Below are 26580 nucleotides of genomic sequence, written 5' to 3' on the forward strand. Positions count from 1 at the left end.
CTTGCTCTGTTCCCGCGTTCGTGCGGGTGATGAGAGAAGGGTGGAGCAGCGAACTCGTCAGATTCTTGAAGGATTCTTGACGAACCTCAGGACACGTCGGCCTTGCGGCCGGCAGCGTGGCCCTGCACCGTGAGAAGTTCGACGATCCGGTCCGTGACGGCGGCGGCGGTCGGGTGCTCCCACAGCAGCGTCGGGGGCAATGCCAGACCGGTGCGCTTCTCCAGTGCCCGGCGCAGCGCGACGGTCATGATCGAGTCGACGCCGCTCTCCACGAGCGGCAGTCTCGGGTCGACGTCGTCGGTCACCAGCCCCAGTTCGGCGGCCACCGCGTCGATCACCTGGCCGGCAACCCATTCGTCGAGGTCGGCGTCACCGGGCCCCACCGGCGCCACGCCGCTGTCGGTTCCGGAGTCTCCAGACGGTGCGACGTCGGCGAACATCGGCACGGCGGCCGCCTCCGGAAGGATTGGCAGGACAACGACGTTCGGTTCGTCACCCCGCATCGCGGAGTCCAGCGCCCGCAGGGCGTCGTCGGCACCGACGGTGCCCATGCCGAGCGCTTCAAGCTGTGCCGCAACGAATCCCGACGCCGATCCCATTCCGAGTCCCCGCCACGCCGTCCACGCGACGCTGACCGTGCGGTCGCCGAGCCCGCGGCGGTGCCGTGCGGTCGCGTCGAGGAAGGCGTTGGCGCACGCGTAGGCACCTTGACCCGGGAAGCCGGCGAGATAGCCGCACGACGAGAACAGGATCATCCAGTCCAGTTGCTCCGGCGGGAACATGTCGTGCAACGTGAGCGTGCCCGCGACCTTCGGCCGCATCGCGGTCCGGATGTCGGCTGCCGACGTATTGATCAGCAGCGCACCGGCTTCCACGCCGGCCGCATGGACAACTCCTCGTACGGGCGGCATGTCCCGCAGGACAGTGCGCAGCCGGTCACCGGCATCGGGGGCGCCGATGTCGATCGGTGCGACGTGCACGGTGACACCGCGCTCCTCGAGCGCCGACACCGCACGGACCGCCTCACTCTGGTTGTCCGCGGTCCACTGCTGGCGATGCGGCATACCCGACCGTGACAGCAGAACGAGGCGGCGCGCACCGAGGTCCGCGAGACGCTGTGCGATCCGCAGCCCCAGAGCGCCGGTGCCTCCGGTGACGAGGTATGTCCCACCGGGCGTGCAGCGCATCGGCGGCCCGGCCGCGGGTCGCGCGTGCGTCAACCGGGCCGTCATGGCGTGACCGTCGCGGACCACGACCACGCCGTGACCGGGTAGGGATGCCAACACTGTCGCGGGCAGCGGGTCGTCGGTGAGGTCGAGCACGCCACCCCACAACAGAGGGTGTTCGGCGGCTGCGACGCGGGCGATCCCCCACAGCGGCGCGTGGACGAGGTTGGCGCCCTCGTGGACGTGACGGGTCAGCACCCACAGTCTGGCCTGAGAACCTCTGTCGTGCAGCGCTTTCAGAGCATTCAGGACATGCACTGCGGACGTCTCGGGCAGCGCGTCGGCCCGCGGCAGCATAAGCACGATTGTCCCGCGCCCGAGCGACTCGGGGAGTTGATCGACGTCGGCATAGGCGTCGCTGGGCACACCCGCGGTGTCGAGATCGCCTTGTACTGACCTGATCTCGTCGCTGTTGCCGCCGACCACCGCGACAGCCGTCGGCAACTCGGCACCCACCGCCGCCGGATGCCACGCGACGTGGTGCAGCATCCGCGACAGATCGTTACCTGCGGGATTCTCCAGCTCTTCGAAGGCCATCGCCGTGATCGAGGCGCGAACCGCGCCGGATTCGTCGGCGATCGACACGTCCGCTGTGGTTCCTTGGCGGTGACGCACGTGCAGAAGTGCCACGGCCGGGGGCTCACCGCACACATGTACCCGGTCGATCCTGGAGGGCATCCGCAGCCGGGCGGGTCCGCCGAACACGGTGGACGCCGCCGAGGTCGCCGCGTCGAGCAACCCGGCCCATGTCGCCGGTAGCGAGCCGTCCGCCTCGGCGGCCACCCGCAACAGCAGTTCGCCGTCGCCGCGGCGCATGTCGAGGACCTGCCAGCCGAATCCCATCGCAGCCACGCCGACACCGGCAAGTGTGTCGACGACATGCCCCGGTGGCAGTTGCTCGGAGCACCGCGCCCAGGTGTGCTCGTCGACACCGCTACCCATCAACTCGTAGCACTCGCCCTCGAGATCGCCGCCGGAGTTCTCGTCCGTCGCGGCGACGGCGCTGCTGTGCGTCAGCCAGCCACCTGCGGGGTCACCGGCTTGGTCACCGTCGGCGAGCCGCGACGATATCCGCAGCGACCGGTCCTGCAGTACCACCTGGATGTCACGGGTGCGGCCCGGCGGCACCGGCGTGCGCAAGCGCACGTCGGTGAGACCCGAACCGGCGGCGGTCAGGAAGGTATTGAGAAGCACTGCGGCAGGGACGATTTCAGTCTGCTGGACGGGATGATCGCCCGGGTAGGGGCGGTTGGTCATGTCCAGCCGGGTCTGCCAGACACGTGCAGGGACCTCGCCGGTGACGTCGATGGCGCCGCCGAGGAGCGTGTTGGACGCGGGGTCGTGCAGCGCGCGGATGCCGGGCGGCGGAGTCGGTCTGCGCCAGAAGCGGCGGTGCTGCCATTGGGTGCCCGGCAGGTCCGCGGACCACGGGGTCCGTGTCGTCAGTCCGTGCGCGACCGGCGCACCGTGGCAGTAGAGCGCCGCGACCGCGGCGCCGACCGCGCGGCGCTCCGGCTGATCGCGCCGCAGCACCGGCACCACTGCATGGTCGTCGACACCCATTCCGAGCAACGTCTCGACCACCGAGTGGGACACCACGGGATGCGCGGAGACTTCCAGGAACAGCCGGTGCCCGTCCTCGGCGGCAGCCTGGACCGCTTCGGCGAAGCGCACCCGCCCGCGCAAGTTCATCATCCAATAGCCGGGCCCCCGAGGCGCTTCCGATCTCGGATCCTCCAGCGCGGTCGTGTAGAGCGGCACCCGCGCCGTCCCCGGCGGTGGAAGTTCGCCGACCAGACGCGCCAGCTCATCGGTGAGCCCGTCCATGGCCGGGCTGTGAAAAGCCACGTCGGTGTTGACGCGGCGCACCGTCATCCCGGCGGCGGTCCACTGCTCGACGACCTCCTCGACCGCGGCGGTCGTGCCGGACACGACGGTGGATTCGGTCGAAGCGCTGATGGCGGCCACCACGTCGGTACGGCCCTCGAGGCGCCGGGCCGCCTCGTCGAAGGGCAACCGGACCAAAGCCATTGCGCCGTCGCCCATGACGGTGCGGAAGCCACGCGCCCGATAGCAAGCGATGGCCGCCCCGTGCGCCAGGTCGAAAACGCCTGCCACCACACACGCCGCGACCTCACCGACCGAGTGGCCGATCACCGCGGCGGGCGTCACTCCGCGCTGCCGCAACACGGCGGCAATGCCGACCTGCATCGCGAAGGTCAGCGCCTGAACCTGGTCGGTGTCGCCGAGGACCTCAGACGTCAGCGCCTCCCGGGCGGTGAAGCCGAGCTCTCTGGCGAAGACCTCGTCGACGTCGTCGATCGTGTCGGCGAATGCGCGTTCGGTCGACAGCAATTCGCGGCCCATCCCGGACCAGTGTGACCCGTGGCCCGAGAACACCCACATTGCACCGCTTTCCGCGCCGGGGATGACGGACCCCGTCACGACGCGAGGATCGCGGATCTGTGCTGCCATCGCATCGAGGACATCAGCGGTCATGGCCGACAGCCGGTCGCCCGCGAGCCCGTCGGTCACCACCGCACCCCGGACCGCTTCGTGCGAGCGGCGGGTCCACAGCGTGGCCGACACCTCGTCGACTGAGCTGTCGGTGGCACGCAGTCTCCGGGAGATGGCCGCGGCCTGCGCAGCGAGCCTCGCCTCCGAACGGGCCGAGAGCGGAATGAAAGACGTTGACCCAGATCCACGTTCGAGAACCGGCGCGGCGGGCGCCTCTTCGAGGAGGACATGTGCGATGGTCCCGCCGTAGCCGTAGCTACACACCGCCGCTCGGCGCGGTCGCACCCCGCGTGGCCACGCTTCCACTTCGGTCGGCACTCGCAACCCGCTGCGGGCCCAATCGATGGCGGTGGTCAGGTTCTTGACCCCGGCGGTGGGCGGCAAGGTCTCGTGGTGCAGGGCGAGGGTCGCCTTGATCAGGCCGACCACACCGGCACCACCTTCGAGGTGTCCCACGTTGGGTTTGACCGAGCCGACGGCACACGGCACGTCGCGGCCGGCACCATAGACCGCCGCCAGTGCTCCGACCTCGACGGGATCGCCTGTGGGAGTGCCGGTTCCGTGCGCTTCGAGGTAGTCGACGCTGGACGGCTCGACACCGGAGGCCCGGCACGCCAGCCGGAAGAGGTCTTCTTGCGCTTCGCCGTTCGGCGACATGATCCCGACGGTTCTGCCGTCCTGGGCGACCGCGCCGCCGCGCACCACCGCCAGCACCCGATCGCCGTCGCGGACCGCGTCGCCGAGTCGTTTGAGCACGACGACACCGGCGCCCTCGCCTCGTCCGTACCCGTCGGCGGCGTCGTCGAAGGTCTTGCAGCGGCCGTCGGGGGCGGTCGCGCCCGCAACGTCGAGCACTCGGGTCAGCCCCGGGCCGATCAGGGCACTCACTCCGCCCGCGAGCGCCAGCGACGTCTCACCGTCGCGCAACAGCTGGCAGGCCTGGTGGACGGCGACCAGTGAGGCCGCGCACGCCGCGTCGAGCGCGACGCTGGGGCCTCTCAGATCGAGCAGATGCGATACCCGGTTGGCCACTCCGCACAGCGATGTTCCGATCCCCGTCCACGCTTCGATGCCGGCGAGATCCTCCATGATGAGCTTGCCGTAGTCGTCGGAGTTCACGCCCATCAGAACGGCGGTGTCGCTTCCCGCCAGCGATCGCGGCGAGATGCCCGCATGTTCGAGCGCCTCCCACGACACCTCCAGCGCGAGCCGCTGCTGAGGGTCCATCAGTTCGGCTTCGCGTGGGGAGACCCCGAAGAACTCGGCGTCGAAGCCGGCTAGGTCGTCCAGGAAGGTGCCCCACGGCGTCGTCTCCCGCAGGACGGCCGCGTTGCGGGGATCCCGGTGCACGTACGGTTCCCAGCGCTCGGCGGGCACCTGTGAGACGGCACTGCGGCCTGCGAGCAGGAACGAGAAGAAGTCCTCGGGCGTGGCGACGTCGCCCGCCAGGCGGCAGCCGATCCCGACGATGGCGATCGGAGCGGGGGGCTGGGTGCTGTTCAGCCCCACGTCAGCCATGCCGGCGACGTGTGCTTAGCCTGTCCTAACCCTGGTCGCATGCCCCACATCCTGGCACAACGACTTTGCTCACAGTGGCGTACCCGGCGCGCGCTGTGGAATTCCTGTGAGCGAATTCGGTCACACGTGCGGCGGTGGCTGCGCCCCGGGATCGTCGGGGTCGACCTCGACCGCGTACGACGTGATCGCCGTGATCTGCTCATCGGCGAACTCGTAGATGGCACAGCTGGCGACGGCAGTGACGCCATCGGGGCGCACGTAGCGGACGACCGTGTCGACGGCGACGACGTCGTCACCGGCTGCCACGACCCGCCGGTCGAATTCGACGGAGGTGCCTTTCAAGCTCTCCAGGGTGTCCTCGCACGTTCGCCGGACCGCGTCGGCGCCTTCCAGGACCATGCCGCCGACGATCGTCCACTTGACGCCCGTGGCGAGATGACCGAGCGCGTCGTCGAAGCGGTGCTCGGAGAACGCGCGGGCCACGGCGCCGGGATCGAATGCCATGGGCACGACCGTAGCGCCCCCACGACCCGGCACGGTATGAGTAGACACATGAACCTGTCGGGTGTCGGTCTGTGGAGTTCGCAACTGCGATACGGAAATCCGGAGGAGGCCGCGGAGGCCGCCGCCGAACTGGACGGGCTCGGCTTCACCGCCCTGTGGATCCCCGACGTCGGCGGCCCGGTGCTGGATTCGGTCGAGAACCTGCTGGCCGCAACCGAGAAGACGACCATCGCGACGGGCATCCTCAACCTCTGGATGCACGAGCCCGGCGACGTCGCCGCCCGGTATGCCACGTTGACCGAAGCGCACGGCGAGCGGTTCCTGCTCGGCATCGGCTGCAGCCACGCCCCGCTGATCGATGCCAAGGGTCCGGGCACCTACCGCAAGCCGCTGGCCGCCACCAAAGCGTTCCTCGACGGTATCGACGCGTCACCGACACCGGTGCCGAACGGCAACCGGGTGCTCGCCGCGCTGGGCCCGAAGATGCTGGAGTTGTCGGCGAGCCGGGCCGGCGGTGCGCATCCGTACCTGGCCACGCCCGAGCACACCAGGCAGGCGCGGGAGATCCTCGGAGAGGCTCCCCTGCTGCTGCCCGAGCAGACGGTGTTGCTGACCGACGATCGTGAAAAGGCCCGCGAGATCGGAACCACCTTCCTGAGCTCCTACTTGGCGCTGCCGAACTATGCGAACAACCTGCTGCGGCTCGGTTTCACCGAAGACGAGCTCTCTTCGGTGAGCGACCGGCTGTTCGATGCGCTGATCGCTTGGGGTGACGAGGACGCCGTTCGGCGCCGCGTGCAGGAGCATCTCGACGCCGGCGCGAACCATGTCTGTGTCCAGGTGCTCACCGCAGATCCTCGCGAGTTCCCGCGGGAGCAATGGCGTCGGCTCGCGGCCGCCCTTCTCTGATCAGGTCAGCAGGTCGCGGACAACGGCGTCGGCGAGCAGACGTCCGCGGTCGGTGAGCACATACCGCTCGCCGCGTGATTCCAGCAGGCCGTCCTCGACGGCTTGCGCAGCGCGGGCGCGCTCCGGGCCGGACAGTGCCCGAAAGGGTAATCCGGTGCGTAGCCGCACCGCCAGCATCACGTCCTCGACGTGCGCTGTCTCGGCGTCGATCTCCTCGAAGTCGGCGACGGGCAGTTCTCCGGAGCCGAGGGCTTCGGCATAAGCGTTGGGGTGCTTGACGTTCCACCATCGGGTCGCACCCACGTAGCTGTGCGCCCCGGGCCCGGCTCCCCACCATTGGCCGCCGTTCCAATAGCCGATGTTGTGCCTGCACTCGCCGCCGGGACGGCTCCAGTTCGACACCTCGTACCAGTCGAAGCCGGCGTCGGCGAGCAGGTGGTCGAGCAGTTCGTAGCGGCGCGCGTGCACATCGTCGTCCGGAGCGGGGATCTCGCCGCGCCGCACCTTCCTGGCCAGCGCGGTGCCGTCCTCGACGATCAGCGCATAACCGGAGATGTGGTCGACGCCCGTTTCCACCGCAGCGCACGCCGACCGTATGAGGTCGTCGTCGGTCTCCCCCGGCGTTCCGTAGATCAGGTCGAGGTTGACGTGATCGAAGCCTTCGGCGCGCGCCTCGCGTGCTGCGGCGAGCGCCCGATCCGGTGTGTGCACCCGGTCCAGCGCGGCCAGCACATGCGGCGCGGTGGACTGCATGCCCAGCGAGATCCTCGTGAAACCCGCGGAGCGCAGCCCGGCGAAGAACCGTGCCGACGTCGACTCCGGGTTGGATTCGGTGGTGATTTCAGCATCGGGTGCCAGCGTGAAGTTGTCGCGAATCCCGTCGAGCACCGCGCCGAGCCCTACTGCCCCGAGCAGCGACGGTGTGCCGCCGCCGACGAACACCGTCTGCACGTCCGGTGCATCGCCCAGCAGATCAGCGGCGGCGCGAAGCTCCAGGCGCAGCGCGGCCAGCCACCCGTCGGGGTTCGCGCCCCCGAGTTCGGACGGCGTGTACGTGTTGAAATCGCAGTATCCGCACCGGACCGCGCAAAACGGCACGTGGACGTAGATCCCGAACGGCCCGTCCGGCCGCGCCGTCACCGCGGGCAACTGGGCACGCGCGGCAGAGACAGGCATGCCACCAGTGTCCCAGTCGGGCGTACCTGCACCTAACTCAGCGATGTCGCAGCCGCCCAGGTCAGCCGCGGCCACGCCGGCAACCACGGTCACAGCTCCGCAGCATCCCCGCAGGCTGACGCAGCGCCGACTTTTGCTCATCCTGAGTGCAAATCTCTGCCGGTTAGGGCAGGTGTGGGTGTCCGTGGCACAATCGGACCCGTGACTGCAGCCCACAGCTTCCCCCGCCGGGTTTCCCTGGTGGCGCGTCGGCATGTGGATTTCAAGCGCGTATGTACCTGTTGCTGTCTGCCTTAGACCTGTAGACCCTGCCCACAGCAATTTTCAGCTGGCCGCCGGATCTGCGCCGCCGGACAGCCCCCGGTCAGAAGCGCGATCTGAACGCCGGCTCCGATTAGGAGCCCAGCCATGACCACAGCACAGAACAAGCCCGCCAAGCGCGCCCGCGGCGAAGGCCAGTGGGCACTCGGCTACCGCGAGCCGCTCAACCCGAACGAACAGTCCAAGAAGGACGACAACCCGCTCAACGTGCGGGAGCGCATCGAGAACATCTACTCGAAGCAGGGCTTCGAGAGCATCGACAAGGGTGACCTTCGCGGTCGTTTCCGCTGGTGGGGTCTCTACACCCAGCGCAAGCCCGGCTACGACGGCACGTGGACCGGTGACGAGAACACCGACATGCTCGAAGACGAGTACTTCATGTTGCGCGTCCGCAGCGACGGTGGCGCCCTGTCGCTCGCTGCGCTGCGCACCCTCGGCGCCATCTCGACGGAGTTCGCCCGGGATACCGCCGACATCTCCGACCGGCAGAACGTCCAGTACCACTGGATCGACGTCAAGAACATGCCGGAGATCTGGCGCCGCCTCGACGAGGTCGGTCTGCAGACCACCGAGGCGTGCGGCGACTGCCCCCGCGTGGTGCTGAACTCCCCGCTGGCCGGCGAGTCGCTCGACGAGGTGATCGACGGCACGCCTGCGGTCAACGAGATCGTCAAGCGCTACATCGGCAAGAAGGAATACTCCAACCTGCCGCGCAAGTTCAAGACCGCGATTTCGGGTCTGCAGGATGTCGTGCACGAGGTCAACGACGTCGCCTTCATCGGCGTCAACCATCCCGAGCACGGCCCCGGCTTCGATCTGTGGGTCGGCGGCGGATTGTCGACGAACCCGATGCTGGGTCAGCGTGTCGGCGCGTGGGTGCCGCTCGACGAGGTGCCGGACGTGTGGGAAGGCGTCGTCAGCGTGTTCCGCGACTACGGCTACCGCCGACTGCGCGCGAAGGCCCGGCTGAAGTTCCTGATCAAGGACTGGGGTGTAGAAAAATTCAGGGAAGTTCTCGAGACCGAGTACCTGAAGCGTCCCCTCATCGACGGTCCGGCCCCGGACCCGGTGACCCGGCCCATCGACCACGTCGGTGTGCAGAAGCTCAAGAACGGCCTCAACGCCGTGGGTGTCTCGCCGATCGCGGGCCGTGTCTCGGGCACCATCCTGACCAAGATCGCCGATCTGGCCGAGGCCGCGGGCAGTGACCGTATCCGGTTCACGCCGTATCAGAAGCTGATCATCCTCGACGTCGCCGACGACAAGCTTGAGGCGCTGCGCGCGGGCCTGGATGCGCTGGGCCTGCCCTCGAGCCCGTCGCACTGGCGCCGCAACCTGATGGCCTGCACAGGCATCGAGTTCTGCAAGCTCAGCTTCGCCGAGACCCGCAGCCGGTCGCAGGTGCTGGTGCCCGAGTTGGAGAAGCGCCTCGAAGACATCAACGCCCAGCTGGATGTACCGATCACGATCAACATCAACGGCTGCCCCAACTCGTGCGCCAGGATCCAGGTCGCCGATATCGGCTTCAAGGGTCAGATGGTTGACGACGGCAACGGCCCTGAAGAGGGATTCCAGGTCCACCTGGGCGGCAGCCTGGGCCTGGACAGCGGTTTCGGTCGCAAGCTGCGTCAGCACAAAGTGGTCGCCACCGAACTCGGTGACTACATCGAGCGAGTTGTTCGCAATTTTGTGAAACAACGAGAGCAGGGTGAGCGTTTCGCTACGTGGGCCATTCGTGCCGACGATGCGGATTTGAGGTGATGTGAAGTGACGGAACTGGCTACAGATACCGATCTTCAGGCGCTGGCTGAGCGCGGAGCGCAGGAGTTGGGGCCGAACGCGACGGCCGAAGAGCTGTTGCGGTGGACCGACGATAACTTTGGCGGCAACTACATTGTCGCGTCCAACATGCAGGACGCGGTGCTCGTCGATCTCGCCGCGAAGGTCCGGCCGGGCGTGGACGTGTTGTTCCTCGACACCGGTTATCACTTCGTCGAGACGATCGGGACCCGCGACGCGGTCGAGGCGGTTTACGACGTCAACGTCGTCAACGTGCGTCCTGAAAACTCCGTCGCCGAGCAGGACCGCCTGCACGGCAAGGACCTGTTTGCGCGCGATGCGGGCGCATGCTGCGGGATGCGCAAGGTCGAACCACTGAGCAAGGCGCTGCGCGGCTACCGCGCCTGGGTCACCGGCATCCGCCGCGTGGAGGCGCCGACGCGCGCCAACGCGCCGCTGATCAGCTGGGACAAGGCGTTCGGGCTGGTGAAGATCAACCCGTTGGCGGCGTGGAGCGACGACGAGATGCAGGACTACATCGACGCGAACGGCATCCTGGTGAATCCGCTCGTCGACGAAGGCTATCCGTCGATCGGTTGCGCACCATGCACCAACAAGCCCGCCGAGGGCGCCGATCCGCGCAGCGGCCGGTGGGCCGGTCAGGCCAAGACGGAATGCGGATTGCACGCATCGTGAGCCAGCGGTGACGCTCGTTCTGACGGCACACGGCAGCGCCGACCCGCGGTCCGCCGCGACGGCGCAGTTGATCGTCGAGTGCATCCGCCGTCTACGGCCGGGCTTGGATGCCCGAATTGCGTTCTGCGAGCAGAACTCTCCGAATTTGCGTGATGTGCTGGCGGATCTGCCGCACCGGCAGGGCGTCGTCGTGCCGCTGCTCTTGGCCGATGCCTACCACGCCCGCGTCGACATCCCGGCGATGATCGCCGACTCCGGCGCCGATGTCGTTCAGGCCGGCGTGTTGGGTGAGGACGACCGGTTGATCCATGTGCTGCGTCAACGCCTCGAACATGCGGGCGTGTCCCGGCTCGATCCGCGCGTGGGCGTACTCGTCACCGCAGTCGGGTCGTCGCGCGGCGACGCGAACGTACGGACGGCTTCGGTTGCGCATGAATTGACTCTCACCACCCGGTGGACCGCGACGACGGCCTTCGCGACCGGCTCGCAGCCGACGCTGGCCGAGGCGGCCCAGCAGCTGCGCGAGCGCGGCGCCACCCGGCTGATCGTCGCGCCGTGGTTCCTGGCGCACGGCCGGATCACCGACCGAGTCGCCGCCTTCGCGGCGGCCGAGAACATTCCGATGTCCGCGCCGCTGGGCGCACACCGCCAGGTCGCCGAGACGGTCCTGGACCGTTTCGATGCCGCGCTGGCGATCCGCTCGGCAGCCTGACCTGAGCTGCCACTCCCTGCCCGCCTACTGTGGGGCAAATGAGGTTCGACGAGTACCGCACACATGACGCGACCGGCCTGGCAAAGCTCGTCGCCGACGGAGACGTGAAGGCCGACGAACTGCTCCAGCTGGCCCGTGCGCGCGCCGAAGAGGTGAATCCCCGCATCAACGCCATCGTGCGCGATGTGCCCGCGGAGGTGCCGGCGGATCTGGGCGGACCGTTCGCCGGTGTTCCGTTCCTGCTGAAGGACCTTGGTCAGGACTACGCAGGGCTTCCCACCTCAAGCGGCTCGCGGGCCCTGGCGTCGACCCCTGCCGCCCAGCACTCCACGGTGGTGCAACGGTGGATCAAGGCCGGCCTCGTCATCTTCGGCAAAACCAACACCCCCGAGTTCGGCGCCAAGGGCATCACCGAACCCGCCGCCTGGGGACCCGCGCGCAATCCTTGGAACCTGTCACGCTCGCCGGGTGGATCATCGGGAGGCTCGGCGGCCGCGGTCGCCGCAGGCATCGTCCCGTGCGCCGGCGCCAGTGACGGCGGTGGGTCGATCCGAATTCCAGCGGCGTGCTGCGGTCTCGTCGGCCTGAAACCCGGACGCGGATTGATCCCGTCTGGTCCGGCAGCAGGTGAGCCCATGCACGGGGCCGCGGTCCAGGGCGTTGTATCACGGACTGTGCGCGACACCGCCGCGATGCTCGACGTCCTCGCCGGTGGTGAACCGTTCGGCCCCTATGTTCCGGGCCTGCCCGACGTTTCGTTCGCGTCCTGCATCGGTCGGGAACCCGGGAAGCTGCGCATCGGTGTGCGGGTGCCGTCGGCGATCACCCCGCAACCGCACCGCGAGGCCTATGCCGCCGTGGAGACCGCAGTGCGGACGCTCTCCGAGCTCGGCCACGAGGTCGAGGAGTTGGCGCAGGGGCCGTTCGACGACGCCGAGCTCGCGAAAGACTTCCTCCTCACCTGGTTCGTCTCCCTGGCCTACGAGGTGGCCGAGGTGAAGCGCCTCACCGGCGCGGGTGACGATGCCTTCGAACGGGACACGCTGATCATGGCCGCGCTCGGTCACGCGACGAGCAGTGTCGACTACGTCGGCGCCGTCGCGCGCCGCCACGAGCACACCCGGCGGTTGACCAAGTTCTTCGACGACTACGACCTGTTGCTGACCCCGACGCTGGCGACGCCGCCGCCCACCATCGGCGAGTTCGATCTCCCCGCCCCGCTGCAGCGCGCCTCAGACGTACTGCTCAAGACACGCACCGCCCGATTCCTGCGCTACACCAAGATCGTCGACGACATGGTGGACAAGAACCTCGGCTGGGTGCCGTACACGCAATTGGCGAATCTCACTGGGCGCCCGGCGATATCGCTGCCGCTGCACTGGACCCCCGGCGGCCTGCCGCTGGGCGTCCAGTTCGTGGCGCCGCTGGCAGGCGAGGGTCTGCTCCTCCGGCTGGCTGCGCAGCTCGAAGGAGCGGTGCCGTGGACGGACCGCGTCGCTCCGATCTGAAGCACTCTGTGCGATTCGGTACAGTGGAGTTGAACCCCGTAACTGAGCAAGGACTCGATGCAACCTCATAGACCCGAGGCGGTCACGTGCTGACCGCCGTTCTCGGTATTCTCGCTGGCTTTCTTGTCGTCCTCCTCATCACCGCGCTGACCGGTTACTTCGTCGCGCAGGAATTCGCGTACATGGCCGTGGACCGGTCGCGCCTGAAAGCGCGCGCCGAGTCGGGTGACGCGGCAGCCGCTCGTGCACTGACCGTCACCCGGCGGACGTCGTTCATGCTGTCGGGCGCTCAGCTCGGCATCACCGTCACCGGACTGCTGGTCGGCTATGTCGCCGAACCGTTGATCGGTCGCGGATTCGAAGTCCTGCTCGGCGACAACGGAATTCCCACCGCAATCGCAGTGGCTGTCGGTGGCGTCGCGGCGATCGGCGTGTCGACGATCGTGCAGATGCTGTTCGGGGAGCTCTTCCCGAAGAACCTCGCGATCGCCCGTCCGGAGCCGCTCGCACGCTGGCTGGCATTGTCCACCACGCTGTATCTGAAACTCTTCGGCTGGCTGATCTGGCTGTTCGACCAGTCGTCGAACCTCCTGCTGCGCGTACTGCGCATCGAGCCCGTGCACGACGTCGAGCATTCGGCCACGCCACGCGATCTCGAGCACATCGTGGCCGCGTCGCGGGAGGCCGGCGAAATCCCGCGCGAGCTGTCGGCGCTTCTCGACCGCATTCTCGACTTCCCCACGAGCACCGCGCAGCACGCGATGATCCCGCGTTCCCGGGTCGACGCCATTGCCTCCGACGAGCCGGTATCGGCTGTCCTGCAACGCATGTCGACCGGACACACGCGCTACCCCGTGATCGACAAAGCCTCCGACGACATCATCGGCGTGATTCACCTGCACGATCTCCTCGGCCCAGTACCCGAGACAGACCCGGCGGGCGCGCATTCGCGGCCCCCGGTCGTCGTCCCCGAAACGCTGCCGTTGCCGAACGTGGTTCGCGAGCTGGAGAAGAGCGGTGAAGAAATGGCCGTCGTCATCGACGAGTACGGCGGATTCGCGGGGATCGTGACGATCGAGGATCTTGCCGAGGAAGTGGTCGGCGAGATCGACGACGAGCACGACACACAAGGCGATGCCGACATCGTGGCCGACGGAGACGGCTGGTTGCTCGCCGGCGATCTTCCGCTCGACGAGGCCGAACGCACCCTCGAATTGGCGCTGCCGCAGGGCGATTACGAGACGATCGCCGGCATGGTGGTCGCCCATACCGACGGTCTGCCCGAAGTCGGCGACACCATCGTCATCGACCTGCCGCTCGTCCCGGCCGACCTGATCGACGACGGCGGCCCGCCGGCGCGACGACTGATCGCTGCGATCCGGTCGATCGAACGCCGGGTTCCGGCGACGATATTCGTCACCATCGAGATCAGCCAGGGAGACCCCCGATGAGTAGCCCATGGGTGGTGGCTGCGATCACCGCCGGACTGATCGCATTGAGCGCCTTCTTCGTCGCGGTCGAATTCGCTCTGATCGCGGCGCGCCGCAACCGGCTGGAGGACGCGGCCGCCACCAGTGCCGCGGCGCGGGCGGCCCTGCGCAGCACCGGCGAGCTGTCGGTCCTGCTGGCCGGCGCCCAACTGGGTATCACCGTCTGCACGTTGATGCTCGGAGCGATCACCAAACCTGCTGTGCACCATGCACTCACACCGTGGATCAGCGACCTCGGCGCCCCGCGCTGGGTGGCCGACGTCGGCGGATTCGTGCTGGCTTTGGTGATCGTGACGTTCCTGCACCTGGTGATCGGCGAGATGGCGCCGAAGTCGTGGGCGATCGCCCACCCGGAGCGGTCGGCGATCATGCTGGCGCTGCCGATGCGTGGCTTCATGTTCGTGACCCGCCCGCTGCTGCGGGCCCTCAACCAGGCCGCCAACTGGTGTCTGCGCCGCGTCGGTGTCACACCCGTCGACGAACTCGCCGACTCCCAGGACCCTGACGCTCTGCGCCAGCTCGTCGAGCATTCGGCGACCGTCGGCACCCTCGACGAGCGCTACCACGCCAACCTGGCCAGCGCGCTGGAACTCGAAGCGCTCACGGTCGGGGATGTGGCCCGCCGCGGTGGCGTCCACAGTGACGTTCCTGTCGATGCCGGCCCCGACCAGATCAGGGAAAAGTCGAGGGCGACAGGCCATCTCCGGCTGCTGGTGCGCGACGGCGACGCGACCGTCGGTGTGGTGCACGTTCGTGACAGTCTCGCCTCGACGGCGAGCGCGCGCGAGTTGATGCGGCCGATCCTCACGCTGCCCGAGGGCACCCCGGTCTACGAGGCGCTTGAGGTCATGCGTGAGACACGCAATCACCTTGTGGTGGTGGACGGTCCGTCAGGACGCGGTCTGATCACCCTGACGGATCTGCTTCACCGGCTGCTGCCGACAGAAGCGGCCTAGCCGACGACCACCGGTTCGTCGGTCGGTAGCGACGGCACCCGGGTCGCACGCACGTAAACGGTGTCGCCCTCCTTGAGGCCCAGGGCCTCGGCGTCGCCGCGGGTGATCTGCGCGGTGAATGGTGTGTGTGTCGCCGAGTTGATGAGCTCGACCCGTACCTCGAAACCGAGCATGACCACCCGTTCGATCACTGCGCGGGTCACGCCGGTGGCTTGGACAGAGTCGTCACTGGACGCGATCGCCATGTCGGGGTTTCTGCCGACTCGGATGTCGTGCGGACGCACGAGTACTCCGTTGAGGGAGGACACCGCACCGAGAAACGACATCACGAACGCGTTGGCAGGCGCGTCGTAGACCGCGCTGGGTGAGCCCACCTGCTCGATGCGGCCCTTGTTCAGAACGGCGATCCGATCGGAGATGTCGAGCGCCTCCGACTGGTCGTGGGTGACGAGCACCGTCGTGACATGTACCTCATCGTGCAGACGCCTCAACCATGCCCGAAGGTCCTCGCGCACCTTGGCGTCCAGCGCACCGAACGGTTCGTCGAGGAGAAGAACTTCGGGGTCGACCGCCAGCGCGCGAGCCAATGCCATCCGCTGGCGCTGCCCACCGGAAAGCTGGTTGGGGTATCTGTTCTGAAAGCCGGCGAGGCCGACCACTTCCAGCAGGTTGTCGACTTTGTCTTTGATGTCGGATTTCGATTTCTTGCGGATCTTCAGACCGAAGGCGACGTTGTCGCGGACCGTCAGATGCTTGAACGCCGCATAGTGCTGGAACACGAACCCGATGCCGCGCCGCTGCGGCGGCACGTTCGTGACGTCACGACCGTTGATCACCACCGTGCCGGTGTCAGGATTGTCCAGACCCGCGATGGCCCGCAGCAGCGTCGACTTGCCGGAGCCACTCGGCCCCAGTAGCGAAGTCAGTGAGCCTTTCGGCACAGAGAAGTCGACATTGTCCAATGCAGCGAAATCACCGAAGTGTTTGTTCGCTCCACGGACGATGATCGCGTCTGTCATACGTATCTCACGTCCCCTTGTCGTGACTGTTCAGCGAAATGACTCGCCGATGTAGAAACCCGCCGTGATGATCGCCAGAATGCCCAGCGTAAAACGTAGCGCCCGCTCCGGCAGTCGCGGTTGCAAAGCAGCACCCAGATACCCGCCGAGCAGCCCACCGATTCCTGCGGCGATCCCCACGGTCCAGTGAGGGACGATCGGAAGGCCGGGCCGGCTGAAGGCGAGCAACATGTAGGTCGCCGCACCCGCGAGCGACGTCACGAAGGTCGATGTGAGCGCAGCCGGCGCGACGATTCCAACCGACAATCCACGGCCGACCAGAATCGGGCTCAACAACGACCCTCCGCCGATGCCGTAGATTCCGCTGACCACTCCGATCACGAGGCTCAGCAGCGCGATCCGAGCCCGCGAGTCCGGATGTCCCTCCCGCACGCGAGTCTGTTTCGTCCACGCGCGCCGGCACAGCCAGACACCCAGCGGCAAGAGGATCGCCGCCACGAACAATTGGAAGACCGCGGCGCCGGGGAGAAGGAAGACCCGCACCACAGCCCCGATGACCACGCCGGGTACCGTGCCGGCGAGCATCACGACGGTCAACGCGCTCCGCAGCGAGGATCGTCGTGAATACCGCACCAGCGCACCGGGAATCGCGATGATGTTGAACAGGAGATTGGTCGGTGTCACCGCAGGGCTGGGGATCTGCAGCACACTGATCTGAACCGGCATGAGGAACACGGCTCCCGACACGCCGACGGGAGCCGTCACGGTCGACAGCACGACACCGGCGGTGAAGCTGACCGCCAGCAGTTCCAGCGAGGTCACCGGCGCACAAGCTCTGCGACGTCAACTCGCAGGCACCGGCTCCGAATCGCCCTCGGCGACAGAAGCTTCCAATTTGCGGGCGATGGGAGGCACGCGGGTGGCCCGCACATATACGGTGTCCCCCGCCGTGAGCCCGAGGGCCTCGGAGTCACCACGAGTGATCTGCGCGGTGAACGGGGCGCCCGTCGTCGCGTCGGTGAGCTCCACGCGAACCTCGAAGCCCAGCTTCACCACTCGATCGATGGTCGCCTCCACGACCGCCGTACCGATGCCCGAACCGTCGGCCGCGACCGGCAGGTCCGAGTTGCGGCCGACACGAATGTCGTGCGGACGCACCAACACTCCGTCGAGCGCGGACACCGCCCCGAGGAAGCCCAGCACGAACTCGGTCTCCGGCTGGTCGTAGACCTGCACAGGGGATCCGACCTGTTCAATGCGGCCCTTGTTCAGCACCGCGATCCGGTCGGACACGTCGAGCGCCTCGGCCTGGTCATGGGTCACGAGCACGGTCGTCACCTGTACGTCGTGGTGCAGCCTGCGGAGCCAGAGTCGCAGGTCCTCCCGCACTTTGGCGTCGAGCGCGCCGAAGGGTTCGTCGAGCAGGAGCACCTCGGGGTCGATCGCGAGAGCGCGGGCCAACGCCATGCGTTGGCGCTGACCACCCGACAACTGCGCCGGGTAACGGTCCTTGAAGCCGCCGAGGCCGACGATGTCGAGCAGGTCGTCGACCTTGGTCTTGATGTCGTTCTTCGGCTTCTTGCGAATCTTCAGACCGAAGGCGACGTTGTCGCGCACCGTCAGGTGTTTGAAGGCCGCGTAATGCTGGAAGACGAATCCGATTCCGCGGCGCTGCGGCGGCTCTTTCGTGACGTCACGGCCGTTGATGATCACCTGCCCGGAGTCGGGCTGATCCAGTCCGGCGATCGCCCGCAACAAGGTCGACTTCCCGGAACCGCTGGGTCCCAGTAGCGAGGTCAGCGATCCCTTGGGGACGACGAAGTCGACGTTGTCGAGCGCGGCGAAGTCTCCGTAGTGCTTGTTGGCACCCTTGACCTCGATGGCGTACTCACTCATGAATCCGACTCCCTGCTCAGTCTTCGGTTTTCGTGCGTTTGCGCTGGGCATCGAAGACGATCTGTGCGATCAGCACCGTCACGGCGACGGCCATCAGCACGGTCGACACGGTGTAGGCGCCGTAATCGTCACCGCGGGTGTAGCGGTCGTGCACGAGCAGCGTGAGCGTCTGCGATTGGCCGGGTAGGTTCGACGACACCACCAGCACGGCGCCGAACTCGCCGAGCGTTCGGGCGACGGTGAGCACGACACCGTAGGTCAGACCCCACCGGATCGAAGGCAGCGTGATGCGCCAGAACGTCTGCCACGCATTGGCGCCGAGCGTCGCCGACGCCTCCTCCTGGTCGGTACCGATCTCGTGCAACACCGGCTCGACTTCCCGGATGACGAACGGCAGCGTCACGAAGATGCTCGCCAGCACGATGCCGGGGAACCCGAAGATGATCTTGACTCCGAGGTCGTTCTGTACGAATCCGAAGAGGCCCGCGGTGCCCCACAACGCGATCAATGCCACGCCGACCACGACCGGTGACACCGCGAACGGCAGGTCGATCGCCGCCTGCAGCGCATTCTTCCCGCGGAACTTTCTGCGGGCCAACACAAGTGCGGTCGAAACCCCGAACACGACGTTGAGTGGCACCACGATCGCCACCACGAGCAGCGACAACGACAGCGCCGACTGAGCCGCCGGTGTGGTGATGGAATCCCAGAACGCGCCGAGACCTGGCGCGAACGTCCGCCATAGGATCGCACCTAGCGGAACGATCAGCAGCGCGATGATGTAGGCCAGGGCCACCAAGCGCAGGATCAGCTTGGTGGGCAGCGACAGCGTCATTTCGCGGTCATCGCGCTGCTGCCTCCCTCTTGGCCGCCTTGGCTCCGAAGTACCGCAGGATGAACAGCACGACGAAGGAGATGACCAGCAAGACGATGGAAATCGCTGCGGCGCCCGCCGGGTCGTCGTTCTCGATGAGCGTCCTGATCCACTGCGAGGACACCTCGGTCTCACCGGGGATGGCGCCGCCGATCAGCACGATGGAGCCGAATTCGCCGATGGCCCTGGAGAATGCCAGGCCGGCGCCGGACAGCAGCGCCGGCGCCAGTGCGGGCAAGATAACCGAGAAGAAGATGGTGGCGTTGTTGGCACCCAGCGATGCCGCCGCCTCTTCGACGTCTTTGTCGAGCTCGAGCAGCACCGGCTGCACCGCCCTGACGACGAACGGCAACGTCACGAATGCCAGCGCCAGGCCGACGCCCCACGCGGTGTGCTGGATGTGGATGCCTACCGGGCTCGACGGACCGTAGAGAGCGAGAAGCACAAGGCTTGCCACGATCGTGGGCAACGCAAAGGGCAAATCGATGATCGGATCGATGATGCGTTTCCCCGGGAAGTCGTCGCGCACCAAGACCCACGCGATGAGCAATCCGAACACCACGTTCACGAGCGTCACGACGACCGAGATCGTCAGCGTGACTTGGAACGACGCGATGGCCGACGGCGAGGTCACCGCCGAGACGAACGCATCCCAGCCGCCCTTGGCGGAGATCCAGAAGATCGCGGCCAGCGGCAGCAGGACGATGACGGACAACCACACCACTGCGACGCCGACCTGCAGCGTCGTGCCACCGGGCCTACGGAGTCCCCGGCCCCCGCCCGGAGCTGGGGTCAGCTCCGGGCGGATGGCCTCAGGATTCGGATCTATAACAGAGGTCATCCAGTCGCCTGCTTGTAGATCTTGGTGATGGTGCCGTTGTCCTTGTCGAACAGTTCGGTGTCGACCGCTTTCCAACCACCCAGGTCGTCGATCGTCCACAGCTTCTCAGGCGCGGGGAACTTGTCCTTGTACTCCTCGGCCACCGCGGGATCGACCGGCCGGAATCCGGCATCAGCCCACACCTTCTGGCCCTCGGGGGTGAACTGGAAGTCGACGAAGGCCTGCGCCGCGTCGATGTGCTGGCTGGTGTTGACCACCGCGGTCGGATTCTCGATCTTGAAGGTCTGCGCGGGGTTGACGTGCTCGAGGTCGAAGTTGATCGCCTCGTTCTCGTAGGCGAGCAGCACGTCCCCGCTGCCCTGCCGGAACACGTCGGTGGCCTCACGACCCGAGCCCGGGCGCAGCTTGACGTGCTCGGTGACGAGCTTGTTCACGAAATCGATTCCCGCCTGCGGATTCTGGCCGCCGTTGCTGGCATAGGCGTATGGCGCCAACAGGTTCCACTTGGCCGCGCCCGAGCTCAGCGGGCTCGGCGTGATGACCTCGATACCCGGCTTCAGCAGGTCGTCCCACGTGCGGATGTTCTTCGGGTTGCCCGGTCGCACGGCGAAGCTGACGACGGAACCGAAAGCGATTCCCTTGTTCGGTCCTGCGTTCCAGTTCTCGTCGACCTTGCCCGCCTTGACCAGACGGGTGATGTCCGGCTCGACGGAGAAGTTGACGATGTCGGCGGGTTTGCCCGATTCGACCGCACGCGACTGGTCACCGGAGGCTCCATAGGATGCGGTGACCTCGATTGCCTTGCCCTCATCCGTCGCGGCGAACGCCGGGGCGGCCTTCGACCAGCCCGGCTCCGGCACCGCGAACGCGACCAGGGTCAGTGTGGTCTCTGCGTTACCACTGCCGCCGTCTCCTCCGGCCACGTCGCTGGCGCCGCCGCCACACGCGGCGAGCACGGTCGCCGTGGTTGCGAGCGCGGCGGCGGTGCGCCAGCGCCTCGTGGATTTCAGGATCTTTTGCATGGTGACCTTTCCGGTTTCGGATTCCGAGGATGGACCCGTTGCGGAAAGGCAGGTTCTTACTGAAGGCAGCTACGCCACAGCCGTCACCGACGCCACGCCACGAACGGGCAGGGTGTCAGCGACAACAACAGACATCAGCAACGGCAGCGAATCCCACGGCAATGAGGGTCACGATGTGACCACCCTTGTTGCCGGACGCCAGTTGCATGGCGCGAAGAATAACAGAGACCGCACAGTTGTCTCGATGGAAGCCGGACGGGCAGTCCCCGCCTGTCAGCGCGTGAGCACCCACATGACGATGACCAGGACGATCAGCGCCACCAGCGCAAGCGTCACCCGTGATCTCGGCATCCCGGTCATGATCTGCGCTCCTCTGCGTCGTCGTCGGTGTGGCGGATGCGGTGCAGGATCCGGATCCCGTTGCCGAGCAGATTGTCGAGGCTGACGGCGACCACGTAGGCCAGCGCGAGCACGACGGGCATCACGACGACCGTCTGAGCGACGAACGGCAGCCCGGACAACCACAGCTCCACTCCGTCCCACCAGTTGAGGAAGCCGTCCATCCGGCCAGCCTATGCGTCGGGGAACTGCGCAAGTCGCACCGGTGTTCTGAGTAGACGCCGGGGTGCCTGAGCGTCGATGATGTGCGCATGGTTTTGCCGCAGTCCGAGGCCTCAGACGGAGTGTCATCCAACGGTGAATCGACGGCATTGACGTCAGCCCTGTCGCTGCCCGCACCGACGCCCTCATACGGATCCAGTGCGCTGCGGAACCCGTTCCCGCCCATCGCCGACTATGCGTTCCTGTCGGATTGCGAGACGACGTGCCTCATCTCGTCGGCCGGTTCGGTGGAGTGGTTGTGTGTTCCGCGGCCCGACTCCCCCAGCGTGTTCGGTGCGATCCTGGACCGGGGCGCCGGACATTTCCGGCTCGGCCCGTACGGCGTGACCGTCCCGGCGGCGCGCCGCTATCTGCCGGGCAGCCTGATTTTGGAGACGACCTGGCAGACCCACACGGGCTGGGTGATCGTGCGCGACGCGCTGGTGATGGGCCCGTGGCATGACCTCGAAGCCCGCTCGCGCACCCACCGGCGCACCCCGATGGACTGGGATGCCGAGCACATCCTGCTGCGCACCGTCCGTTGTGTGAGCGGCACCGTGGAACTGGTAATGAGCTGCGAGCCGTCGTTCGACTACCACCGCACGAGCGCCCACTGGGAGTACTCGGCCTCGGCGTACGGCGAGGCGATCGCGCGTGCCACCAAGGATCCGGATTCGCATCCGACGCTGCGTCTGACCACGAACCTGCGGATCGGACTCGAGGGCCGCGAGGCGCGGGCACGGACGCGGCTGAGTGAGGGCGACAATGTGTTCGTCGCGCTGAGCTGGTCGAAGTTCGCCGCCCCCCAGACGTTCGAAGAGGCGTCGGACAAGATGTGGAAGACCAGCGAGTGCTGGCGGCAGTGGATCAACGTCGGCGATTTCCCCGACCATCCGTGGCGGGCCTACCTGCAGCGCAGCGCTCTGACGTTGAAGGGGCTGACGTACTCCCCGACCGGAGCGCTGCTGGCCGCACCGACCACGTCGCTGCCGGAAACTCCTCAGGGTGAACGCAACTGGGACTACCGCTATGCGTGGGTGCGCGACTCGACCTTCGCACTGTGGGGCCTCTACACCTTGGGGCTGGACCGAGAGGCCGACGACTTCTTCGCGTTCATCGCCGACGTGTCCGGCGCGAACAACGGCGAACGCCACCCGCTGCAGGTGATGTACGGCGTGGGGGGCGAGCGCAGCTTGGTCGAGGAGGAGCTCAATCACCTCTCCGGCTATGACAACTCCCGTCCGGTGCGCATCGGCAACGGCGCCTTCGACCAGATGCAGCACGACATCTGGGGAACCATGCTCGACTCGGTCTATCTGCACACCAAGTCGCGGGAACAGATCCCCGAGACGCTGTGGCCGGTCCTCAAGGAACAGGTCGAGGAGGCGATCAAGCACTGGAAGGAGCCCGACCGCGGCATCTGGGAGGTGCGCGGCGAACCGCAGCACTTCACGTCCAGCAAGATCATGTGTTGGGTCGCCCTGGACCGCGGGGCCAAGCTCGCCGAGCTCGAAGGCGAGAAGTCCTACGCCCAGCAGTGGCGGGTGATCGCCGAGGAGATCAAGGCCGACATCCTCGAACACGGTGTCGACGAGCGCGGGGTCTTGACGCAGCGCTACGGCGATCCCGCCTTGGATGCCTCCCTTCTGCTGGCGGTGTTGACGCGGTTCCTGCCGCCCGACGATCCGCGGATCCGGGCGACGGTCATGGCGATCGCCGACGAGCTGACCGAAGAAGGACTCGTGCTGCGGTACCGCGTCGAGGAGACCGACGACGGGCTCGCCGGCGAAGAGGGCACGTTCACGATCTGCTCGTTCTGGCTGGTGTCGGCGCTCGTCGAGATCGGTGAGATCCACCGGGCCAGGCATCTGTGCGAGCGGCTGTTGTCCTTTGCGAGCCCGCTGCATCTCTACGCCGAAGAGATCGAGCCGCGCACCGGTCGCCACCTGGGTAACTTCCCGCAGGCGTTCACCCACCTGGCGCTCATCAACGCCGTCGTCCACGTGATCCGCGCCGAGGAGGAGGCGGACAGTTCCGGTGTCTTCCAGCCGGCGAACGCACCGGTGTAACAGCAGGATCGCGGGTTTGCGTCTGTCCGCGCGAAAGACTCCTGGCGTTCACCTGGCCGGACAATGATGTCCGTCATGAGTTTTCGTACGGCTGACGACACGTCTCGTCAGATCATCGACATCGCCACCGGCATCCTGATCGGGCTTCGCGGTTGCTCGCGCGCCGAGGCCTTCGAGGAGATGGTGCGCGTCATGCGCGAGACCGGCATCGGTTTGAGCACCATCGCCTCGGGGCTGGTCGCGGTCGCCAGCGGCTCGGCGTCGGCCGAGCACGTCGAGGCGTTCACCGTGTGGGGCGAGTTGATCGGGAACGCCAGGCCGGCTCCGCTGATCCCCGCGTCCTGACTTCAGCGGGCGGCGTTCTCCACCATCGCGTCGGCGATCTCGGCGGCTTCGTCGGTGATGCTGTAGCCACACGCCCACGCCTCGACGGTCACGTTCGACACCAGCGACAGCGCGTGCTGGCAGGCCCAGCCGTCGGCACCCTCCTGGGTGGTGATCTGCGTGATCAGCGTGTCCCCCATCTGGACGTCGTCGAGTTCCCACAGGTACTCGCCTTCGCCGACGACGATCGCGTCGTTGGCGCAGTCCTGCCAGGTTGCCGTGGAATCGTCGAAAAACTGCTTGGCGTTCTCCGCCGACGGGTACAGCACGGCGGTCTGTTCGACCCAGTGGTCGTTGTCGGTGTCGGGTTCGCGGGCCACCTGGTCGCGCACCGCGATCCAGTCCGTGCCCTCGTACACCGGCGATTCCGCTCCGTACACCGCGCCGAGGCAGTCCGGATCCGAGACGTCGGCGGAGTGGTCGGTCATCTCATCGAGGTCGCTGGTCACTTTCATCTGGGTCGAACCGACGATGCCGTTGATCTCCCCGATGGTCAGCAAGACCTCGTCGAGCTTGGCCTCGTCGAGCGGCGGGACGTTGAGCGGACCGGCGCCGTGCCCGCGCACCGCAGTCCCTTCCACTGTGCTGACACAGCCTGTGATCAGCACAGATGCCGCGGTCACCATGCCGGCGAGACAGGCTCGGCGGTTCGCGGCGGAGGTATTCACCGACTCATTGTGGGCCATCGGCCCTCACGGCCGCGACGTACAGGTACCTTTCAGCGAGTCGCTGCGATCTTGTCGAGGATGACGTCGGCGACGGCGATTGCGCCGTCTGTGGCACCGGCGGGACGCGGGTCGGTGAGCTCGACTTCGACGATGCAGTCACCGGCGAGACCGACGGCACGCAATCCGGTCGGCGATTCGGTTCCGGCCGAGGTGTGCAGCACGTTCGCTGACATGACCCGCTCGCCGAATGCGACGTCGGTGACCCTGCTCAACTCGTCGGCCCCGTGGTCGGGGACCTGCAATGTCACCGTCTCGCCGTTGCAGCGCCGCCACTGATCGGTCATCGACGCGAAAAACTCCTGCGCGGCGGCCGGGCTGGCCATCTGCACGACGCCGAAGAACCCGGTCACCGGCGCTGCGTCGAAACCGCCGCCCGCCCATGTGTTGGTGGCCACCGACTGCACCGGGCCCGCGTCGTACACGATCTCTTGGAGCCGGTAGGCGGCGCTGACGCAGTCCATCGGCGTAGCCTGGCCGTCGCCGACGCTGCGCAGCAGTACGTCGGAGCCACCTTCGACCGGCGATCCCATGAAGCCGTTCGGGCCGGTGCCCAGGATGGTGGACAACTCGACGGCGGTCGGCAGGAACGGGCCGAGGGGAATCGCGGCCGACGGTTGGGCGGCCTCGACGATCGTGACGACGGGACGGTTGTCGACCGGCGCGCCCGCGCAGCCAGAGATCGCCACTGCGGCACACACCGCGCCGACCGCAGCAGCGGCGTGCTTCCCCGACATCACTCTTAGGTAGCACGCCGCGCCTGGGTGCGCGACCGGGTTCAGAGAACCCTCAATCTCACGCGGTGGCCGCCCCCACGCTTTCCGGTGCCTCGGTGCCGAGGTTCTCGGGCCGGATCGAGCGATGGCCCGCGACCTGTCCCGCGATCTCCTCCAGTCGCTCGATCTGCTCCTGGCTGAGCTGCACACCGGCGGCTCCGAGGTTCTCCAACAGGTATTCGACGTGCCGCGTACCCGGAATCGGCACGACGTCCTCCCCACGGGACAGCACCCAGGCCAGTGCCACCTGGCTGGGGGTGACACCGACCTCCGACGCGACGGCGACCACCGTCTCGGCCAAGCTCCGGTTGCGTTCGAACGCTTCCGCGGAAAAGCGTGGGTGCTGACGGTGCGTGCCGCTGATGTCGGACTCGCTCTGGACACGACCGGAGAGCCAGCCGCGTCCCAGAGGCGAGTAAGTGACGATTCCGATGCCCAATTCCCGTGCCACGGGAAGCGCGTCGTGCTCGATATCCCTGGTGAACAGCGACCATTCGTTCTGGATGGCCGTGATCGGATGGACTGCGTGCGCCCGCCGCAGCGTCTGCGGACCCGGCTCCGACAACCCGATGTGGCGCACCTTGCCCGCCTGCACCAGTTCCTTGAGCGCTCCCACGGTGTCCTCGATGGGAACGTGCGGATCGACGCGGTGCTGGTAGTAGAGGTCGACGTGGTCGATTCCCAGCCTGCGCAGCGAACCCTCGATGGCGCCGCGAATGTATTCGGGCCTACCGTCGAGCGCGCGCGGGTTGGTCGCCCGGTCAAGGGTGTTGCCGAACTTCGTGGCGATGGTCAGGTCGTCCCGGCGTCCCTGAATCACGCGACCCAGCAGGATCTCGCTGAATTCGGGTCCGTAGATGTCGGCAGTGTCGAAGAACGTCACGCCATGGTCGATCGCGGAGTCGACGACGTTCTTGGCCTGCTTCTCGTCGTCGGCATCGGCGGAAGTGCGAAAGCTCATGAATCCCAGCCCGATTGCCGAGACCTCAAGCGCGTCGACACCAAGCCGGCGAGTGGGGAGGGTTGTCATCGTTGCACGATTCCTATCTTGTTATCGGTGGA

Annotated in this window: 22 protein-coding genes; 9 read left to right on the forward strand and 13 right to left on the reverse strand. The window is 67.1% G+C overall.

Features of this window, described 5'->3' with window-relative positions; all coding sequences use genetic code 11:
- Positions 1–86 precede the first annotated feature (86 nt).
- Together P9A17_RS23500 and P9A17_RS23505 are read right to left on the reverse strand one after the other, a co-directional pair.
- Positions 87–5261 carry a type I polyketide synthase gene (locus P9A17_RS23500; protein WP_278041155.1) on the reverse strand — a complete coding sequence of 1725 codons (5175 nt, stop codon included), beginning with the start codon at positions 5259–5261 and terminating at the stop codon, positions 87–89.
- A gap of 120 nt (positions 5262–5381) precedes the next feature.
- A complete protein-coding gene (locus tag P9A17_RS23505) occupies positions 5382–5765 on the reverse strand; it encodes a nuclear transport factor 2 family protein (protein WP_278041156.1) in 384 nt (127 codons plus the stop codon).
- Between the two features lie 48 nt (positions 5766–5813).
- On the opposite strand from P9A17_RS23505, the gene P9A17_RS23510 reads away from it, so the two are divergent.
- The gene (locus P9A17_RS23510; RefSeq protein WP_278041445.1) at positions 5814–6674 is read left to right on the forward strand and encodes an LLM class F420-dependent oxidoreductase; all 861 of its coding nucleotides are present in this window, start codon (positions 5814–5816) and stop codon (positions 6672–6674) included.
- On the opposite strand, the gene hemW is transcribed toward P9A17_RS23510, so the two are convergent.
- On the reverse strand, positions 6675–7850 hold the full coding sequence (gene hemW, locus P9A17_RS23515; protein ID WP_278041157.1) for a radical SAM family heme chaperone HemW: 1176 nt from the start codon (positions 7848–7850) through the stop codon (positions 6675–6677). It abuts the gene before it with no gap.
- A gap of 408 nt (positions 7851–8258) precedes the next feature.
- Between hemW and P9A17_RS23520 the strand changes: the two genes are divergently transcribed.
- From P9A17_RS23520 to P9A17_RS23545, 6 genes are all read left to right on the forward strand, one after another.
- A complete protein-coding gene (locus P9A17_RS23520; RefSeq protein WP_278041158.1) occupies positions 8259–9932 on the forward strand; it encodes a nitrite/sulfite reductase in 1674 nt (557 codons plus the stop codon).
- Positions 9933–9938: 6 nt separating this feature from the next.
- Entirely contained in the window at positions 9939–10646 is a 708-nt protein-coding gene (locus tag P9A17_RS23525) for a phosphoadenylyl-sulfate reductase (protein ID WP_278041159.1), read from the forward strand.
- A 7-nt stretch (positions 10647–10653) separates the two neighbouring features.
- Complete coding sequence (locus tag P9A17_RS23530; protein WP_278041160.1) at positions 10654–11358, forward strand: sirohydrochlorin chelatase; 705 nt, start codon at positions 10654–10656, stop codon at positions 11356–11358.
- A 38-nt stretch (positions 11359–11396) separates the two neighbouring features.
- Positions 11397–12866 carry an amidase family protein gene (locus P9A17_RS23535; protein ID WP_278041161.1) on the forward strand — a complete coding sequence of 490 codons (1470 nt, stop codon included), beginning with the start codon at positions 11397–11399 and terminating at the stop codon, positions 12864–12866.
- 86 nt (positions 12867–12952) lie between these two features.
- A complete protein-coding gene (locus tag P9A17_RS23540) occupies positions 12953–14317 on the forward strand; it encodes a hemolysin family protein (RefSeq protein WP_278041162.1) in 1365 nt (454 codons plus the stop codon).
- Positions 14314–15312 carry a hemolysin family protein gene (locus P9A17_RS23545; protein ID WP_278041163.1) on the forward strand — a complete coding sequence of 333 codons (999 nt, stop codon included), beginning with the start codon at positions 14314–14316 and terminating at the stop codon, positions 15310–15312. Before P9A17_RS23540 ends, P9A17_RS23545 begins: the two co-directional genes overlap by 4 nt.
- Here the strand turns inward: P9A17_RS23545 and P9A17_RS23550 are convergent.
- From P9A17_RS23550 to P9A17_RS23580, 7 genes are all read right to left on the reverse strand, one after another.
- A complete protein-coding gene (locus P9A17_RS23550) occupies positions 15309–16331 on the reverse strand; it encodes a TOBE-like domain-containing protein (protein ID WP_278041164.1) in 1023 nt (340 codons plus the stop codon). The genes P9A17_RS23545 and P9A17_RS23550 overlap by 4 nt on opposite strands.
- A gap of 30 nt (positions 16332–16361) precedes the next feature.
- The gene (locus tag P9A17_RS23555; RefSeq protein ID WP_278041165.1) at positions 16362–17153 is read right to left on the reverse strand and encodes a sulfite exporter TauE/SafE family protein; all 792 of its coding nucleotides are present in this window, start codon (positions 17151–17153) and stop codon (positions 16362–16364) included.
- 21 nt (positions 17154–17174) lie between these two features.
- Positions 17175–18227, reverse strand: a complete 1053-nt coding sequence (locus P9A17_RS23560; protein ID WP_278041166.1) for a TOBE-like domain-containing protein — start codon at positions 18225–18227, stop codon at positions 17175–17177.
- 16 nt (positions 18228–18243) lie between these two features.
- Positions 18244–19062: a sulfate ABC transporter permease subunit CysW gene (gene cysW / locus P9A17_RS23565; protein ID WP_278041167.1), complete on the reverse strand. Its 819-nt coding sequence runs from the start codon at positions 19060–19062 to the stop codon at positions 18244–18246.
- Positions 19063–19069: 7 nt separating this feature from the next.
- The gene (gene cysT, locus P9A17_RS23570) at positions 19070–19942 is read right to left on the reverse strand and encodes a sulfate ABC transporter permease subunit CysT (RefSeq protein WP_278041168.1); all 873 of its coding nucleotides are present in this window, start codon (positions 19940–19942) and stop codon (positions 19070–19072) included.
- Positions 19939–20964 carry a sulfate ABC transporter substrate-binding protein gene (locus P9A17_RS23575; protein WP_278041169.1) on the reverse strand — a complete coding sequence of 342 codons (1026 nt, stop codon included), beginning with the start codon at positions 20962–20964 and terminating at the stop codon, positions 19939–19941. The genes cysT and P9A17_RS23575 overlap by 4 nt, the downstream gene beginning before the upstream one ends.
- 356 nt (positions 20965–21320) lie before the next feature.
- Positions 21321–21527, reverse strand: a complete 207-nt coding sequence (locus P9A17_RS23580) for a hypothetical protein (RefSeq protein WP_278041170.1) — start codon at positions 21525–21527, stop codon at positions 21321–21323.
- 87 nt (positions 21528–21614) lie between these two features.
- Between P9A17_RS23580 and P9A17_RS23585 the strand changes: the two genes are divergently transcribed.
- Together P9A17_RS23585 and P9A17_RS23590 are read left to right on the forward strand one after the other, a co-directional pair.
- A complete protein-coding gene (locus P9A17_RS23585; protein ID WP_278041171.1) occupies positions 21615–23633 on the forward strand; it encodes a glycoside hydrolase family 15 protein in 2019 nt (672 codons plus the stop codon).
- Positions 23634–23708: 75 nt separating this feature from the next.
- Entirely contained in the window at positions 23709–23978 is a 270-nt protein-coding gene (locus tag P9A17_RS23590; protein WP_278041172.1) for an ANTAR domain-containing protein, read from the forward strand.
- Between the two features lie 2 nt (positions 23979–23980).
- On the opposite strand, the gene P9A17_RS23595 is transcribed toward P9A17_RS23590, so the two are convergent.
- Genes P9A17_RS23595 through P9A17_RS23605 form a run of 3 tightly spaced genes read right to left on the reverse strand, consistent with a single transcriptional unit; the run spans position 23981 to position 26548 of the window.
- Positions 23981–24703, reverse strand: a complete 723-nt coding sequence (locus tag P9A17_RS23595; RefSeq protein ID WP_278041173.1) for a sensor domain-containing protein — start codon at positions 24701–24703, stop codon at positions 23981–23983.
- Between the two features lie 32 nt (positions 24704–24735).
- Positions 24736–25479: a sensor domain-containing protein gene (locus tag P9A17_RS23600; protein WP_278041174.1), complete on the reverse strand. Its 744-nt coding sequence runs from the start codon at positions 25477–25479 to the stop codon at positions 24736–24738.
- 58 nt (positions 25480–25537) lie between these two features.
- Positions 25538–26548, reverse strand: a complete 1011-nt coding sequence (locus tag P9A17_RS23605) for an aldo/keto reductase (protein WP_278041175.1) — start codon at positions 26546–26548, stop codon at positions 25538–25540.
- Positions 26549–26580 lie beyond the last annotated feature (32 nt).

It is taken from the genome of Mycobacterium sp. 236(2023), from assembly GCF_029623955.1.
In the GTDB taxonomy this organism is placed as follows: Bacteria; Actinomycetota; Actinomycetes; order Mycobacteriales; family Mycobacteriaceae; genus Mycobacterium.

What these genes read in the sequence shown, in the direction of transcription:
- P9A17_RS23500 (WP_278041155.1), bottom strand. Translation starts at nt 5,261, where the DNA reads ATGGCTGACGTGGGGCTGAACAGCACCCAGCCCCCCGCTCCGATCGCC.
- P9A17_RS23505 (WP_278041156.1), bottom strand. Translation starts at nt 5,765, where the DNA reads ATGGCATTCGATCCCGGCGCCGTGGCCCGCGCGTTCTCCGAGCACCGC.
- P9A17_RS23510 (WP_278041445.1), top strand. Translation starts at nt 5,814, where the DNA reads ATGAACCTGTCGGGTGTCGGTCTGTGGAGTTCGCAACTGCGATACGGA.
- hemW (WP_278041157.1), bottom strand. Translation starts at nt 7,850, where the DNA reads ATGCCTGTCTCTGCCGCGCGTGCCCAGTTGCCCGCGGTGACGGCGCGG.
- P9A17_RS23520 (WP_278041158.1), top strand. Translation starts at nt 8,259, where the DNA reads ATGACCACAGCACAGAACAAGCCCGCCAAGCGCGCCCGCGGCGAAGGC.
- P9A17_RS23535 (WP_278041161.1), top strand. Translation starts at nt 11,397, where the DNA reads ATGAGGTTCGACGAGTACCGCACACATGACGCGACCGGCCTGGCAAAG.
- P9A17_RS23545 (WP_278041163.1), top strand. Translation starts at nt 14,314, where the DNA reads ATGAGTAGCCCATGGGTGGTGGCTGCGATCACCGCCGGACTGATCGCA.
- P9A17_RS23550 (WP_278041164.1), bottom strand. Translation starts at nt 16,331, where the DNA reads ATGACAGACGCGATCATCGTCCGTGGAGCGAACAAACACTTCGGTGAT.
- P9A17_RS23560 (WP_278041166.1), bottom strand. Translation starts at nt 18,227, where the DNA reads ATGAGTGAGTACGCCATCGAGGTCAAGGGTGCCAACAAGCACTACGGA.
- cysW (WP_278041167.1), bottom strand. Translation starts at nt 19,062, where the DNA reads ATGACGCTGTCGCTGCCCACCAAGCTGATCCTGCGCTTGGTGGCCCTG.
- cysT (WP_278041168.1), bottom strand. Translation starts at nt 19,942, where the DNA reads ATGACCTCTGTTATAGATCCGAATCCTGAGGCCATCCGCCCGGAGCTG.
- P9A17_RS23575 (WP_278041169.1), bottom strand. Translation starts at nt 20,964, where the DNA reads ATGCAAAAGATCCTGAAATCCACGAGGCGCTGGCGCACCGCCGCCGCG.
- P9A17_RS23580 (WP_278041170.1), bottom strand. Translation starts at nt 21,527, where the DNA reads ATGGACGGCTTCCTCAACTGGTGGGACGGAGTGGAGCTGTGGTTGTCC.
- P9A17_RS23585 (WP_278041171.1), top strand. Translation starts at nt 21,615, where the DNA reads ATGGTTTTGCCGCAGTCCGAGGCCTCAGACGGAGTGTCATCCAACGGT.
- P9A17_RS23590 (WP_278041172.1), top strand. Translation starts at nt 23,709, where the DNA reads ATGAGTTTTCGTACGGCTGACGACACGTCTCGTCAGATCATCGACATC.
- P9A17_RS23595 (WP_278041173.1), bottom strand. Translation starts at nt 24,703, where the DNA reads ATGGCCCACAATGAGTCGGTGAATACCTCCGCCGCGAACCGCCGAGCC.
- P9A17_RS23600 (WP_278041174.1), bottom strand. Translation starts at nt 25,479, where the DNA reads ATGTCGGGGAAGCACGCCGCTGCTGCGGTCGGCGCGGTGTGTGCCGCA.
- P9A17_RS23605 (WP_278041175.1), bottom strand. Translation starts at nt 26,548, where the DNA reads ATGACAACCCTCCCCACTCGCCGGCTTGGTGTCGACGCGCTTGAGGTC.